The following is a 15293-nucleotide window of genomic DNA, read 5'->3' as shown; positions in this document are numbered from 1 at the left end:
GACATCCGTTAATAACTGAGCCACTTTAGATCACAAGTCCACGCGCAGCAGGCAGCTCGGCGGAGCCAGAGCAAAACGGAAGGAGATTAATGACAATTCGGAAAATGAGTTACATATTTTATCTTGTGACAGGGGTGCTTATTTCCCTGCTTACCCTACTTATTGCGCTTCGCTTCCTGGAGCACCGGAAACTGGATGATGCCCTGAATGTTCGTTACGCTTCCTTCCTCGTCGCCGATGAGTTGCGCCGGTCCTCCGCTGACCTGACGCACATGGCTCGTGCCTATGTGGCCACTGGCAACCCAAAGTTTGAGCAAATGTACTTGGATATAGTTGCGATCCGCGACGGCGACCACGAGCGCCCGCCGCACTATGAGCGCGGTTACTGGGACCTCATAATGGGTGATGCGGGCTTTCGACCGGGTCCTGGGCGCAAGCTCTCCCTGAGATCGAGAATGGAAGAGCTTGGATTTACGGCGGCAGAGCTTGCAAAGCTCGAGAAAGCCCAAAACAGTTCACGTCTATTGATGAAACAGGAGGGCAGGGCATTTGATGCAATGAAAGGGCTGTTTCAGGATCCAGCCGGTGAGTTTAACGTGAAGGGAATGCCTGATCCCGAGTTCGCCCGCGGCCTCTTGCATGACGAGAACTACCATATTGCGAAGGCGGAGATCGTGCGTGTAGTGAACGAATTCGATGATCTGCTCGATGAGCGCACGCTCCATGCCGTGGTTACCACCGAGCGTCGCTCTACTTTCTATGCTTGTGTCATTTTTTTAACACTGGCCTTTTTCATGGTTTGGCTCGCTCTTTCGTATCGGGTTGTGCGGCGAAAAGTACAAAGTCTTGTGCAGCTCGAAGATGAAACGCGGAATATCAAAGACGTGGACCAAGCCGTTCATTTCCAGATTGACTCAAATGACGAGATCGGTAATCTTTCCCGTGCCTTTACTGCCGCTCAAACTGAACGAGACCGTTACTTTAATCAATCTCTCAACTTTCTTGCCATCTGCGGCTTCGATGGTTACTTCAAACGATTGAACGTAGCCTGGGCCAAGGTTTCTGGCTATCCACCGGAGGAACTGCTGTCTCGGCCGTTCATAGACTTCGTCTTCTCCAGCTCACGTGCAGATACTACGGCAGAGCTGGATAAGCTCATGACCGGCATTTCCGTTTCCTTTGAAAGCCGGATGTGCTGCAAGGATGGCTCCTCCCGCTGGGTTTTATGGAACGTGGCTACAATACCGGATGTGCGGGAATTTTACTTTTCGGGCCAGGATATTACAGCGAGGAAGAATATTGAGATAGAGTTGCAGAAAGCTCGAAAAGCAGCAGAGGCGGCGAACCGTGCCAAGAGCGAGTTTCTTGCAAATATGAGCCATGAAATCCGTACGCCCATGAATGGCGTGCTCGGCACAGTCGGCCTGCTTTTGAATACGTCACTAACGTCGCCACAGCGGGAATTGGCGGGGTTGGCACGCGCGAGCGGCGAAACACTCCTGACCATTATCAATGACGTTCTTGATTTTTCAAAGATTGAGGCAGGAAAACTTGTCATTTCGCCCGCTCCATTTGACCTGCTTCAGGCCGTTGAAGAGGTGGCGGGCATGATTGCCATGCAGCCGACAAGAAAGAAAGATGTAAATGTAATAGTGCGTTATCCGCCGGATGTGCCGCGCCATGTATTTGGCGATCTGGGGCGTATCCGCCAAATACTGACTAATTTGGCCAACAATGCCATCAAGTTTACTGACAAGGGTCACGTACTCATCGATGTGGAGGCCGACGAGCTCGGCGAAGACGAGGTCTCGCTCCGTATAAGCGTGGAGGACAGTGGGCTCGGCATCGCGGCAGATAAACTGGAGAGTCTGTTCGACAAATTCACGCAGGCCGATAATACCACTACACGACGTTACGGAGGTACCGGTCTCGGCTTGGCTATCAGCAAGCAATTGGTTAAGTTGATGGGCGGCACCATCGCTGCGAAGAGCCGGGTTGGCGTTGGATCGACCTTCTGGTTTACTCTGCGCCTGCCTTTACAGAGAGAGCAGCCGGTCGACACGAGACCGCATGTTGAGCTTGCACGTGTTCGTGTGTTGATTGTGGACGATAACTCAGCTAACCGTTTGGTGCTGCAAGAGCAACTCCGCGTCTGGAAGATGCGCATTGGCAGTTGCGTATCAGGTGTGGAAGCACTCCGGGCGTTGCGCGAGGCTCATGCCGCGGGTGATCCGTATCAGATCGCGATCCTTGATTATCAAATGCCGGAGATGGATGGAGAAATGCTAGGCCAAGTCATCAAGGCGGATCCGTTGCTCCAAAATATACAATTGGTGATGCTCAGTTCACTGGGACAAGAAGGCGATATCAGGGAGCGGCTCAAGAAGGTCGGTTTTGCGGCCTATCTGGTCAAGCCAGCGCGCCAATCAGAGCTGTTGTCGACCCTGGGGAGTATCTGGGACGCACACTGCCACCAGCGATCTACAAATCTCATCACTAGTCAATCTTCCCTCCCTGACATCCACGAGACACAGACGGCCCACAGCCTGGACCGCCCATTTACTGGCACGCGTGTGCTGCTTGCAGAGGATAACGCTACTAACCAGATTGTCGGAGCAATGATACTGCGGAATCTGGGCTGTAATGTAGATGTCGCTGCCAGTGGTCGGGAAGCAATGCAGATGGTAGAGGCATTTTTCTATCATATTGTATTTATGGATTGTGAAATGCCAGAGATGGACGGTTTTGAAACCACTGCTGCGATTCGTCGCCGGCCCGACCGTAAATCGAGGCTCCCCATCGTTGCGGTAACGGCGCAGGCAATGCAGGGCGATAAAGAACGGTGTCTGCTCGCAGGCATGGATGATTACATCAGTAAACCGGTAAGGCAGGAAGATTTTGCCGCAGCATTGACACGTTGGGTACCTGGTAAAGACGTGCAAGATAAGGGTGAAGCCAAACAGCACATAACAAGGGGCGATGAAAAGACGGGCAACGCCAATGCGCCTGACTGCCCTCCATTTCCAGTTTCCTCATCTCTCTCTTGCATCTCCTCCGCATTGAATCCGGTAGTCATTGCCCGCTTGCATGCATTGGCAGAAGCGACGGAGCCATCTTTGATCGGGCAGATATTCACGTCGTTCCTGAGCGATGGCGCCGAACGCCTCGACAAGCTGCAAAATGCTCTCGATGGAAACGATCCTGAACTTCTGCGCAAGACCGCCCACACTCTCAAAGGCGCCAGTGCGAATATCGGTGCACATCACATGGCAGATATCGCTCAACAACTGGAACTCTTGGGTCAAGCGGGCAGCATGAGCGGAGCTGCGGTTTTGATAGAACAAATCGAAGGCGAATTTGAACGTGTTAAGAGCGAGATTGCGGAGTCTGGTATAAATTGCCCGCCGTTGTCAGATACGGATCAATCATGAAGATACTCATTGCGGAAGACGATACCACCTCACGCCTTTTGTTCAGCGCTACCCTCAGAAAATTAGGGCATACCGTAACGGCTGTAGAGGATGGGCACGAGGCTTGGAAAGCCTGGCAACAGGGCGAGTATCCTCTACTCATATCTGATTGGATGATGCCGAATATTGATGGTTTGCAGTTGTGCAGGATGATTCGTGGAGAACCTGGCCTGCAATATACCTACGTTATTCTTCTCACGTCGCTGGACAGCAAGGGCAGCTATCTTGAAGGCATGGACGCAGGCGCCGATGATTTCATTACCAAACCATTCGATGAAGAACAGCTGGCAGCCCGGCTACGAGTCGCCGAACGGATACTGGGCTTACACAACAGGCTGCATATCCAGGCAACGCATGACCATCTGACCGGCGTATGGAATCGAGGCGCAATCATGGCTTATCTTCAAAAGGAGCTGGAACGGGGATCGCGCCAAGGTACCTGTATAAGCGTTATCGTAGCGGACCTCGATCACTTCAAGCGAGTCAACGATACTTACGGGCATCCGGCAGGTGACGAGGTATTGCAAGAGGCAGCCCGGCGCATGGGACTTGCGTTGCGTGGTTATGACCGTATCGGACGCTATGGAGGTGAAGAGTTTCTGATCACAGCATTGGGTGGTGACGGGAGTCAGGCTGAAGCTCTCGCCGAAAGAGTCTGTTGTTCTATCAGAGCAGAGCCTGTTAATAGTCGGTTCGGAAAAATCCCCATGACTGTGAGCTTGGGCGTTGCTACGGGCTATGGACAAAGCGAAGATGCGGGCATGCTCATCTCAGCCGCGGATGAGGCACTTTATCGAGCAAAAAAGGCCGGGCGTAATCGCGTTGAAACGTCAACCCGGAAGGTTTGATCAAGATCCAACCCATCAATGAAGCGAACTTGCAGCCGATAATCGTCAAACGGTCCTGCGGGCATTTGTTGACTCCCCTACCGCTCACACAATCATTCAAGTCATCAGATAACTATTCTCTTCCACTTCCTACCGGCGCCGAACCGGCGCCTCGCTGTCGCCAAAAAATTCGCGTATCAGGAAATCCTCCAGTCCCTTGCTGTCTTCCAGGCGCGACGATAGGACAACGACCCGGTCGAGGCGGTATGACTCCCAGTTGAAGTCGCCTTTGTGATACTCACGGATCAGTTCGATCATTTTCCGGACGACAGCACGTTGAATGTCTCCACCCGGTCCGGCATCCACTTCGATCAACTCCCGCCGCGGGACACTGCTATCCTTTTTCCAGGCACGAAACAGAAACTGTGCGTTGCGCGGTCCCATTCTTATGATTTGGAATATTCCGCTTGCGCCCGGTTCTTTAAGGTTGCGCATGACGTTCGCCATCCTGAGCTCTTCCGCGGAAGGTTCGCGCTCGATAGCTTCCGGTTCCTTGGGCTCATCCTCAAAGATTCCTCCCGCACGGCGGCGTTCCCGCGCTTCATTCATATAGGCCAGCATATCTTTCGGCTGCGCTGAATCTGGAGCTGTCTTTGCCGCTGATGAGCTATCCGCTCTGGCCTCGCTTTTTGCGGTTCCTTTTTCAGCGAGACGCTTCACCGGTTCCGCTTTTTCAGCGCCCAGGCGAGGCTGTGGGGGAGGCTTAGGCTGTGGCTGAGGCTTTACCGGGGTGGGAATTTTGGTGCTCTTCTGCGGGACCGGCAATGGCTTTTGCGCTGGTTTTTCTTCAGGCAGTTCTACAAAGCTTGCTTCGATGGGTGGTGGAGTTTCGGTTTCGCCCTCTGAAGACGCGAAAAGAAATCCGAATGCCCAGATGATGACCACCCAAATGATGACCGCTAGCGGGACGGGCCACCAGAATTGGACTTCCTTCGGCCTGGACTTCAGTGTCAGCATGTATTACTGGTGCTTAACCGCAATCAAAAAGTGCTGCGCGCCAGCGGATCGGGCTCGCAACATCGCCTGCACGACAATACCCTGCGGCGCATCGTTATCTGCGGATACCACCAGTTTCTGTTCGGAATCCTCGAGTAGCGGCCTCAGCGTATCGGCCAGTGTTTCCAGGGTAACAGACGTTTGGTTGATGAATATTTTGCTGTCGCTCGTCAGCGTCAGCGTTACAGGCGCCTTGGTACGGAGTTTTTCGGCTTTCCCCTGGGGCAGATTCACCTGCAGGGAATCCAGATTTTGCATCGACAATGACGCGAGCATAAATGTGGCAAGCAGGAAGAACATCACGTCGATCATGGGGATGATCTCGATTCGGCCTTTGCGATAAACCCTTGGTTTACGCAGCTTCATTGTCGCCCTCCTGGTCCAGGCGGATATGGTCGATCAGGCGCGTGCCCAGACGCTCCATCTCATCCATCGTCTGTGATTGCAAACCAGAGAAGTAATTGAATCCAAACAGGGAAATCAGCGCGATTATCAGGCCGACCACAGTCGCAATAAGCGCTTCAGCCACCCCACCCGTCACTGCGGTTGGATTGACGACGCCCTCGCCGCCGATGATCTGGAATGCGCGCATCATGCCGATAACCGTCCCTACGAGTCCGAGCAAGGGTGCGGCGGTAACGGTGGTTTCCAGAAACCATAGCCTGCGGGCAAGAGATTTTTCTATCAGTTGGGCTTCATCCGCGGCCCGGGATTCTGTCCACCAGGATGGCCGGTGGCGATTGCTGATTACGACCTCGAAAAATCGCTTGTAATAGTGACGCTCATCCAGGCCCGAAAGTATTTTTTCAAGGTCGTGCCATTCGAAGCCGTAGGTTTCGACGAGGTTCAGCAGATCGTGCGAGAGGCGGGCATAACGCCAGTAGACAAATCCCTTCTCCAGCATGATGGCCAGAGCGATGATCGCCAGCAGAGACAACGGCAAAATAGTAAATCCGCCGACTTTTAGCGCGGTCCAGGTTGCTTGTAGTTCTTGCATGTTTATCTCCGAACGGGTGATATGTCCGCTTGTTAAATAGAATGGATTATAAGATGAAGACCGATACCGTTTTCGGTAAGATGGCTTGTGCGAAGCGCAACGGTCACGGGATATGAGGGATTGTGGCTGTAGGTGACGGCTTATACCTTACTCTTCCGGGAAAAGCACTTATTCTCGCTTATTGTAGTTAGAAAATCATTTTCGCTCGTTGTTGATGTGCATTTATCGATGCGGAATCATAAGCGCCATTTTCTTCCTCCTGAGCGAGGATTCTGGTCAGACTCTCGAACTGATTCTCACCTGCCAAGCTGTAAAATCTTACAGCTATTCACACGGCTTGTTTTAAGGTTTCATAGTACTGTTATTTCTCCGGGTTATTATCTGAACCAACCAGGTTTCCAGGCAGCTCCGGATTTTCTTAATGATATTTCCATACAAAAGCCAGGCAAGAAGTGTTGCAGGCGCTTCGCAGATCCCGTGTGGCACAGCCGAGGCTATGCAAATACAGAATGCGCACCCCAGATTTTCCGATAATCTCGATCAAAGTTTGACCGGGATTTGTCTTTTTGATGCTCAGACCTTGCATTTTCATTATCTGAATAAGAGTGCACGGCGCAATCTGGGCTATGACATGGATAGGCTGCCCATGACGACGCTATTTGACATTCAACCGGAACTGGACGAAGCGTCGTTCCGAACCATGATCAGTCCACTTGTAAATGGGGAGAAAGAGGCTCTGGTTTTCGAAACAATGCACTTGCGTGCCGACGGTACCCTTTACCCAGCCGAAGTCCACCTACAATGGGTTACGCAATCAGATTGCAGAGAATTTCTTGCAATTATGCTGGATATTACGAGTCGCCGCCGTGCCCAGCTAGCGTTGCAGGAAAATGAGGCGCGTTTTCGAATCATTGCCAATACGATCCCAACACTCTCATGGCTATTGGAAACCGAGGGATCGAGATCCTGGCACAACCAGCGCTGGTATGACTACACAGGCACAACGCCGGAAGAAATGAAAGGTTGGGGCTGGCGCAGGGTGCATGATCCAGCGCTACTGCCTGTTGTAATAGAAAAATGGAACGAAGCAGTCTCAGCCGGGCAGGCGTTTGCCATGGAAGTTTCCCTACTTGGCGCGAATGGGCAATACAGGATATTCCTGACACGGGCGGAGCCGTTAAAGGATGCGAAAGGCCAGTGATGCAATGGCTTGGTACCAATACCGACGTAAACGATCAGAGATCGGAGAAGAAAGCGCGGCGCGCAACCGAAAAGCAGCTTCAGGTGGTGATGGAGAGCATGAGTGAAGGTCTTGTGATCTCCGATTCAAGCGGAAAATTACTGCATTGGAATCCGGCAGCACTGAGGATGCATGACATCAGTAATGCGGAAGAGGTCTTGACCAATCTACGCAGCTTTGCACGGCTCTATGAGTTATCCACTGTTGAGGGTGCCGTTTTGCCTATCGAACACTGGCCGTTAGCGCGCATTCTCGGGGGCGAGCAGCTGCATGATCTGGAGTTGCGTGTCAGGCGCCTGGATAGAGAATGGACGCGTATCTTCAGCTATTCCGGCGCAATTTTGCAGTGTGGCGATGACAAAGACCTGGCGTTTATGATGATCAAGGATATTACCGAACGTAAATATGCGGAAGAAGCGCTGCGGGATGCCAAGGTAAACCTCGAGCATAAAGTAAATGAGCGTACTGCTCAGCTCGTGGCCAAGAGCAAAGAGTTGGAAAATTTTTGTTATTCGGTATCGCATGATCTCAGGGCGCCCCTTCGCGGGATAGCAGGCTACAGCCGTCTTCTGTTTGAAAGTTATCACGAGTGTCTTGATGAGGAAGGCCGCAGTTTTCTGAAGAATATAGGTGTGGCAACAACGCACATGAGTAGTTTAATTGAAGATTTGCTCTCTTATTCAAAGCTTGAACGGCAAAAACTATCTACAACGGCCGTCAGGCTTTCCAGCTTCCTGCCCCAGCTATTGGACCAGTTCAAGGACAGCATTGAAAATGCGCGTCTAACGGTCAAAGTCGACGATTTGCGCATTAGCGCCGATCCGGATGGTCTCGCAATTGCATTGCGTAACCTGATCGATAACGCGCTCAAGTTTTCAAGGTTTGCCCCTGAACCGGCTATCGAAATTCTTGCTCAGCCTGCCGATGGCTACTGCATCCTCTCGGTTCGGGATAATGGAATTGGATTCGACATGCGTTTTTACCACAAGATTTTTGAAATATTCCAGCGCCTCCATCGAGCCGAAGATTACCCCGGAACGGGTATCGGACTTGCGATGGTACACAAGGCCATGGAGCGGATGGGAGGACGCGTCTGGGCGGAAAGCGAGGTGGGCGGCGGCGCGGTTTTTTATCTCGAATTACCTCTATACAGTACCCCTACAGCAGTGATTCCGGCAGTTTCTGCGTCCGGTTAGCAACAACTATCGATGAATACTACGTTGCCGATCTTGCTCATTGAAGGCAACCCGATGGATGTGGACCTGACCCAGCGTGCGTTTATTCGGCACAATTTGGCCAATCCCCTTGAAGTAATGCGTGACGGTCAGGAAGCAATTGATTTCGTGGCAGGCTGGAGAGCAGGAGATCCGGTGCCTTCCGTGATATTGCTCGACTTAAAGCTCCCGAAAATTTGCGGGCTGGAAGTCCTCAGGGTCATTCGGGCGCATCCCGATATCGGAACTGTCCCTGTCGTGGTTCTTACGTCCTCGGCTGAGGATGATGATATTCGTAAAGCCTATTTGCTGGGTGCAAATTCCTACATCGTGAAGCCGGTGGATTTTGAAAAATTCATCGATGTGGCGCGGCAGATCGAACTCTATTGGACAGTTCTCAATATGCATAGTTTTTCGAAGCCTGCATAATGAAAATCCTCTATCTGGAGGATAACGCTCTGGACGCAGGTCTGGTGCGGCTGGAGCTGAAGAAACGTGCGCCGGATATTCAACTGGATATCGTCGGGACTTTGGCCGAGGCATTGGGACGGATCGAACGGTTCCATGAGATTTATGGAACCAGCCTGGAAACCCCGGCGATCGCGAGGGTGGGGGAGGATGCTTCACATCGCTACGATCTGATCCTGACCGATCTCAATCTTCCCGATGGCAGTGGCAGAACGTTGCTGGCACGGGTTCGCAGTCAGCGCCTGCCGCTCCCCGTCGTCGTGCTTACCGGTGCGAGCAACGAAGAAGTGCTGGTTGAATTGCTCCGGGCCGGCGCAGATGATTACGTCATAAAGCGTGACGGCTTCCTTGAAACGTTGGCTCTCGTGCTGCGTGCTGCATTCGACAAGTTTCGCACGGAAACCTATAGGAGAGCCGCTGCGCTGAGGGTTCTTTACGTCGAGCCTGATGCTGATGAATTCGATCTGGCCAAGCGAGAACTCGCTTCCATCGCGCCACACCTGCACATTGAGTCGGTTCAGACAGCAGGGCAGGTTTTTCAGCGTTTTGCGGCATCTGGTCCAGATGCCGCCATTGACGTTCTTCTACTTGATTATTATTTGCCCGGCGCCTCCGCCACCGATATTTTGAAGGAGCTGTGCCAGGTGCGTGGGTTTGACCTGCCGATCATTCTGGTTACAGGTTCCGGCGATGAGGAAATTGCGCGGCAGTCTCTCAAGCTGGGCGCCGCTGATTATGTGGTAAAAAGTGCGGGTTATCTTCAACGGTTGCCCACGGTCATTGAAAATGTCTGGCTCCGGGCCGAGTCAAATCGCAGAGAGCGGGTCTTGCTGGAGGAAAGGACCCGGCTTTCTCTTGCCACTGAAGCAGCCGCAATAGGTATTTGGGAGTGGAATACGGTTACCGGCAATATCATCTGGGATGATCGCATGTACGAGATTTATGGCGTTCCACGCGGGACCGCAATCACGTATGAAATCTGGAGATCCTACACTTATCCCGACGACTTGCCCGAGCAGGAAGCGCAATTAAAAAAAATCAGTGCGGAAAGTGGACGGGCACAGCTTGATTTCCGGATTCTGCGCGGGCACGAAACCATACGTCATTTGCATATCGCCAAAGCGGTAAAATGGAGCACGAACTGTAACGAGTTGCGAATAGTAGGCACTGCCATCGACATCACGAAGCGCAAGCAGACCGAACTGGCAATTCAAGAGCATGCCATGCAGCAGGGCCTTATTGCAGCGTTCGGGCAACAGGCGCTCGCCAGCGCAAATCTTGACGAGCTATGGGATCAGGCTGCGGTGATTGTATCCCAGGGCCTGAACATCGATTTTTGTAAAGTCCTCCAGCTTGCGCCGGATTTACGTTCTTTTGTACTCAAGGCGGGTTCAGGTTGGCAAGCCGGCTGGATAGGCCGCAAAATATCATTCACCTACGAAAACAGTCAGAACCGGTTTGTTCTCGCGAGCCACCAACCGGTGATCGTAGGAGATTTCCACTCCGAGACCCGTTTCAAGCCTTCGAATATTTTGCGAAATCACGGCATCCGTAGTAGTGCCGATGTGCTTATCTCGGGCGCTGGCGGCCCCTACGGTGTATTGGGAGCCTATTCACGTGAAGCGCTCCGCTTCACGTCGAGTAGTATCAACTTCTTGCAGAGCCTGGCCAATATCATTGCAACTGCTATCGACCGCAAAGCTACGGAGGAGCGCCTCACCTATCTGGCCCAGTTCGACCCGCTGACGGAGTTGCCCAACCGGAGCCTTTTCCTCGATCGCCTCAGGCGGGCAATGGAGCATGCGCAGCGCAATCGATGCCGGGTAGGTGTGGTATTCGCTGATCTGGATCGCTTCAAGATCGTTAACGACACGATGGGCCACAGCACCGGCGATAAATTACTGGTTCAGGTTGCGCAACGGCTGCAACGATGCGTGCGCTCATGCGATACGGTTGCGCGATTGGGTGGGGACGAATTTGCGTTCATTCTGACCGATCTGGCTCAAGCCGAAGATGCAACCTTGGTTGCAGAAAAGGTAATTACTGCGCTCTCGCTGCTCTTCGAATTGGAAGGGCAGGAAATTTACATTTCAGCGAGTCTTGGAATCAGCATTTATCCCGGAGATGGCACGGATGCGGATGGATTGCTCAGGAACGCCGACACCGCGATGTTCCAGGCAAAAGAACAGGGCCCAGCCACTTATCGGTTCTATCTGCCGCAGATGAATGAGCGCGCAGTAGCCCGCCTGAAAATTGAAACCCAGCTTCGTGGCGCACTCGCGCGGCGCGAGTTCGTGCTGCACTATCAGCCGAAGGCAAGTTTGGTTAGTGGTGAAATCACCGGTTTTGAGGCGCTGTTGCGCTGGCAGCATCCAACGCATGGGCTCGTGCCGCCGCTTCAGTTCATCTCGGTGCTCGAGGATACAGGGCTGATTGTTTCAGTTGGCGAATGGGTAGTGCGAACAGTCTGTGAGCAGATAAAAACGTGGCAGAATCAAGGGCTTTCCTTGTATCCGATAGCGGTTAATCTGTCGGCACGACAGTTTCAGCAGCAAGACCTCGATTCGTGTGTAGGAGAGACTTTGCAGATCACCGGAATTGATCCCCATTTGCTGGAATTCGAACTGACTGAATCGATATTGATGAAAGAAGCTGAAACAACCGCCAATGCGCTAAAAAATCTGAAAGCGTTCGGTGTGCAGATATCGATGGACGATTTTGGTACGGGTTACTCAAGTCTTGCCTACCTCAAGCGGTTTCCGCTCGACGTAATCAAGATTGACCGCGCATTCATTCGGGATGTTACCACTGATCCGGACGACGCAACCATCGCCGTGGCGATGATCAAACTGGCCCACAGCCTGGGGCTGAAGGTGGTAGCCGAAGGCGTTGAAACGAGGGCGCAACTTGATTTCCTGATAAAACACGGTTGCGATGAAATGCAAGGCTTCTATTTTTCGCGGCCCCTTCCGCTCGAGAGCGCATCCCAAGCGCTTATTAAAGGTTATCGGATACCGATGAGCAACGGGTCGCTGCATGAAAGATAACCTTGCGGCTTACCGTCAGTAGCGCTCTCGTCTCAGGTTTGACCGCCCCTGATTGCTATAAAGTCCTTTCCCTATTACGCGATATTTGTTAACTTAACTGCGCGCAAATTCCCAATCCGCGGGGGGCGGATGAATCTTTTGGCAGATAATGACAAATGAAAAAAATTATCCTGGTGATTTGCCTCATGTTCGCCTTTACTGGTGGGGCTTTTGCACAGAAGGGGGAGTTGAATCTTAGATCGCATTCAGTCCTGGTTATGGACGCTCAGCATGGGCATATCCTTTTTAACAAAAATGCCGATAACGTAATGCCGATCGCTTCTATTACGAAACTCATGACAGCAATAGTTGTGCTTGATGCGAAATTGCCTCTGGATGAGGAAATCGTCATTGAAGCCGCTGATATCGATGTTATCAAAAATACCCGGTCTCGCTTGCGCGTGGGGGGAAGCCTCACTCGCCAGGAAATGCTGCGGCTGGCATTGATGTCTTCCGAGAACCGTGCTGCGGCGGCGCTGGGGCGCACCTATCCCGGAGGCATCAACGCATTCGTCGCTGCAATGAATATGAAGGCATTCGAGCTCGGCATGGGCAACAGTTATTTTGTCGATTCTACCGGACTGAATAGTGCCAACGTTTCCACTGCGCGTGATCTCGCAAAAATGGTGAGTGCCGCACATGACTACGATGTCATTCGTGAATTTTCGACTACCGCTGCGCATGCGGTGGCGTTCACGGATGAAGACCGTAGCATGCAATTCGTCAATTCCAACCGCCTGGTGAGTAGCGGGAGTTGGGATATTGATTTATCGAAAACGGGCTTTCTCAGTGAGGCCGGGCGCTGTCTTGTCATGCGGGCCAACATAACGGGAAAAGCAATTATCATTGTATTGCTTGATTCCTGGGGAAAGAATTCGCGTATCGGTGACGCCAACCGCATCAAGAAATGGATGGAGATCGGGTTCACTCGTAAAGTTCGGGGGTAATATATTTAAGGAGGGCCATTTAAGGTGGGTAACGCTTGGCATATATCTGGGCCTCGGTCTTAAAGAAGTTTTTTGATACAAGCCCGGAAAAAGTTTCTGTCCTGCTATCTTTAACTCTGCATGCGGCCGCGCTTCAATGTGCGCTGATGCTGGGGTATCGCGCGGATATCGGGTATTCAGGCGGAATACAGGGTCGGCGCATGATTTTTTTCCAGGTAGGGCATTGCGTAGTACCAGGAAGCGAGCAGTCACCCGGGAAGGAACTGTCATGCAATTACAACTGATTGTCGCGCTCATCATTGTTTTTCTGATTGTTATGTTCGCGGTTCAGAACGCTGTGGCGGTAAGCGTCGTATTCTTTCTGTGGCGCATCGACGCGTCGCTTTCCTCTGTGATTGCTGTTTGCTTCGGCCTTGGAACGCTCATCGGTGCATTAATTACTGTTCCCACGTTGTTGCGTGAGCGAATTCTGATAAGCCGCCTGCGTAAACAAGTCGAAATATTGCGCGCGGAGAATGACAGCCTGAATGGGCTGAAGAAAGACGAATCTGCACTACCGTATGGGTACTAATTTATAGCCGCGAGCCCAACGGTAATATCGATTATCCGGTTTAACCTAAATCCGGTAGTAGCGGCCTCACCCGGAAGGTAAGCGTCAAATAATATGAAATATTGTTATTAATCATAACACTGATCTATTAAATGAGCGGTCAACTACCGGATTTGGGTTTAAAGCAGGCGAAACGCAAGAATGGCGATGATCGTGGGTGGAAGCGCGGCTGCCAACAAGCCTAAGGGATGTATTGCTCCATCTCTGAATGAACCTTTCAATATGGAAAAGCCTGCCGGGTTCGGCGCATTAGCAATGACTGTGAGACCTCCGCCGGTAACGGCGCCGGCAACGAGCGAATATCGGAACTCTGTACTCGTGCCTTCCAGGAGAGAACCCAGATAAGTGAGCGCTGCATTGTCGGTGATTGCTGTAAGTAGAGTTGCGCCAAAAAAAAGCACAGTGCTGTCCATGTCGATCAGCAAGGGCTGCAGCCACCACTTCTGTTGTCCCCCAAGGACGACCAGTCCGGCAAGGAAAAAAGCGACCAGCAACCCTTCGCGCAGAATCAGCCGGTCCTGGTAGCGTTCATAGGCGCTTGCAAAGCCCAGGAAGAAGAGCAGCAACCCCATGAACACGACAGGGTGATGCGCAAACACTACCACGCCTACCAGAAATACGATGTGCACAAGTACTACGGGTGATGGGACCTTGGCATGCGTAGCGCGCGCTTCACTTTTCAACCCCGATAATTCGCGTCGAAACAATAAAGTGACGACCAAGGCATTCACCAGCACGCCAATCGCCGCCTTCCAGCCAAATGTAGTAAACATGAAGGCGGTGTCCCATCCCCATTTGCCCGCCACCATGAGTACCGGCGGTGCGGCAAAGGATGTCATCGTTCCGCCGATAGAAATGTTGACGAACAGCACGCCGAGGGTAACATACTTGAGCCGGGTGGAAATCCCCTTGGAATAATAACGCTCAAGCAGAATCAGTCCGGCTAACGTCATGGCGCCCGGTTCGGTGATAAGTGAGCCCAGCAGAGGAACAAACGATAATGTGACGAAGTAAAATGCGCTGCCTTCCGGCCAGGGGATGAGCCTCGCAAGCGCTTTTACGTTGAGCATGGCGAACTGCAGGATCGGGCGGGTGCCGGCGATGACCATGATGGCGAACACGAACATCGGCTCGGTAAAGCTCTGTCGATCGAGGTAAGCGATGGCGGCGTGCTTGCCGTCCGTGACAAACATCATGATGACGAGGATCATGGCCCAAAAGCCGAAAACAACCTCGACCTCACCGAGAAAATGCCAGATGCCTGCGTGGGCGGGGTGGCTATGCGCCAGTTGCTCGAAATATTTCGTCGAGAAAGTGTGAATCAGCGCAATGCCAAACAGTATTGCGCCTACTATCTCGATGGGGGCGGGGTCCAATT

The 15293-nt window shown here is 52.3% G+C and carries 12 protein-coding genes; 8 read left to right on the top strand and 4 right to left on the bottom strand.

The genetic code is table 11. The features are described from left to right. Positions 1 to 89 precede the first annotated feature (89 nt). Complete coding sequence (locus BUA28_RS06360) at positions 90 to 3431, top strand: PAS domain-containing hybrid sensor histidine kinase/response regulator (protein WP_072767274.1); 3342 nt, start codon at positions 90 to 92, stop codon at positions 3429 to 3431. Further along, positions 3428 to 4318, top strand: coding sequence for a GGDEF domain-containing response regulator (locus BUA28_RS06355; RefSeq protein WP_072767273.1), 891 nt, complete (start codon positions 3428 to 3430; stop codon positions 4316 to 4318). Before BUA28_RS06360 ends, BUA28_RS06355 begins: the two co-directional genes overlap by 4 nt. Before the next feature lie 129 nt (positions 4319 to 4447). Here the strand turns inward: BUA28_RS06355 and BUA28_RS06350 are convergent, their stop codons facing one another. Genes BUA28_RS06350 through BUA28_RS06340 form a run of 3 tightly spaced genes read right to left on the bottom strand, consistent with a single transcriptional unit; the run spans position 4448 to position 6350 of the window. Beyond that, on the bottom strand, positions 4448 to 5314 hold the full coding sequence (locus BUA28_RS06350) for a hypothetical protein (RefSeq protein WP_072767272.1): 867 nt from the start codon (positions 5312 to 5314) through the stop codon (positions 4448 to 4450). Between the two features lie 3 nt (positions 5315 to 5317). Next, positions 5318 to 5719 (bottom strand): ExbD/TolR family protein, encoded by a 402-nt coding sequence (locus BUA28_RS06345; RefSeq protein ID WP_025041929.1) that lies wholly within the window; start codon positions 5717 to 5719, stop codon positions 5318 to 5320. Then, positions 5706 to 6350 carry a MotA/TolQ/ExbB proton channel family protein gene (locus tag BUA28_RS06340; protein WP_072767271.1) on the bottom strand — a complete coding sequence of 215 codons (645 nt, stop codon included), beginning with the start codon at positions 6348 to 6350 and terminating at the stop codon, positions 5706 to 5708. The genes BUA28_RS06345 and BUA28_RS06340 overlap by 14 nt, the downstream gene beginning before the upstream one ends. A 421-nt stretch (positions 6351 to 6771) precedes the next feature. On the opposite strand from BUA28_RS06340, the gene BUA28_RS16230 reads away from it, so the two are divergent. The 6 genes from BUA28_RS16230 to BUA28_RS06305 all read left to right on the top strand — a co-directional run bounded on the left by BUA28_RS16230 (position 6772) and on the right by BUA28_RS06305 (position 13876). Next, complete coding sequence (locus BUA28_RS16230; RefSeq protein ID WP_072767270.1) at positions 6772 to 7551, top strand: PAS domain-containing protein; 780 nt, start codon at positions 6772 to 6774, stop codon at positions 7549 to 7551. Next, positions 7551 to 8786, top strand: a complete 1236-nt coding sequence (locus tag BUA28_RS16225) for a sensor histidine kinase (protein WP_072767269.1) — start codon at positions 7551 to 7553, stop codon at positions 8784 to 8786. The genes BUA28_RS16230 and BUA28_RS16225 overlap by 1 nt, the downstream gene beginning before the upstream one ends. Before the next feature lie 12 nt (positions 8787 to 8798). Continuing rightward, the gene (locus BUA28_RS06325) at positions 8799 to 9233 is read left to right on the top strand and encodes a response regulator (RefSeq protein ID WP_072767268.1); all 435 of its coding nucleotides are present in this window, start codon (positions 8799 to 8801) and stop codon (positions 9231 to 9233) included. Beyond that, a complete protein-coding gene (locus tag BUA28_RS06320) occupies positions 9233 to 12319 on the top strand; it encodes an EAL domain-containing protein (RefSeq protein WP_072767267.1) in 3087 nt (1028 codons plus the stop codon). The genes BUA28_RS06325 and BUA28_RS06320 overlap by 1 nt, the downstream gene beginning before the upstream one ends. Positions 12320 to 12474: 155 nt before the next feature. Continuing rightward, positions 12475 to 13305 carry a D-alanyl-D-alanine endopeptidase gene (gene pbpG, locus BUA28_RS06315; protein ID WP_072767266.1) on the top strand — a complete coding sequence of 277 codons (831 nt, stop codon included), beginning with the start codon at positions 12475 to 12477 and terminating at the stop codon, positions 13303 to 13305. A 268-nt stretch (positions 13306 to 13573) separates the two neighbouring features. Beyond that, entirely contained in the window at positions 13574 to 13876 is a 303-nt protein-coding gene (locus BUA28_RS06305) for a LapA family protein (RefSeq protein ID WP_072767264.1), read from the top strand. Between the two features lie 158 nt (positions 13877 to 14034). Here BUA28_RS06305 and BUA28_RS06300 read toward each other — a convergent pair whose 3' ends face one another. Then, on the bottom strand, positions 14035 to 15291 hold the full coding sequence (locus BUA28_RS06300) for a putative Na+/H+ antiporter (protein ID WP_072767263.1): 1257 nt from the start codon (positions 15289 to 15291) through the stop codon (positions 14035 to 14037). Positions 15292 to 15293 lie beyond the last annotated feature (2 nt).

The sequence above is a fragment of the Nitrosospira sp. Nsp11 genome (genome assembly GCF_900142705.1).
GTDB lineage: Bacteria > Pseudomonadota > Gammaproteobacteria > Burkholderiales > Nitrosomonadaceae > Nitrosospira.
Note: the sequence above shows the minus strand (reverse complement) of the source record. Positions and strands in the feature narration are given on the sequence as shown.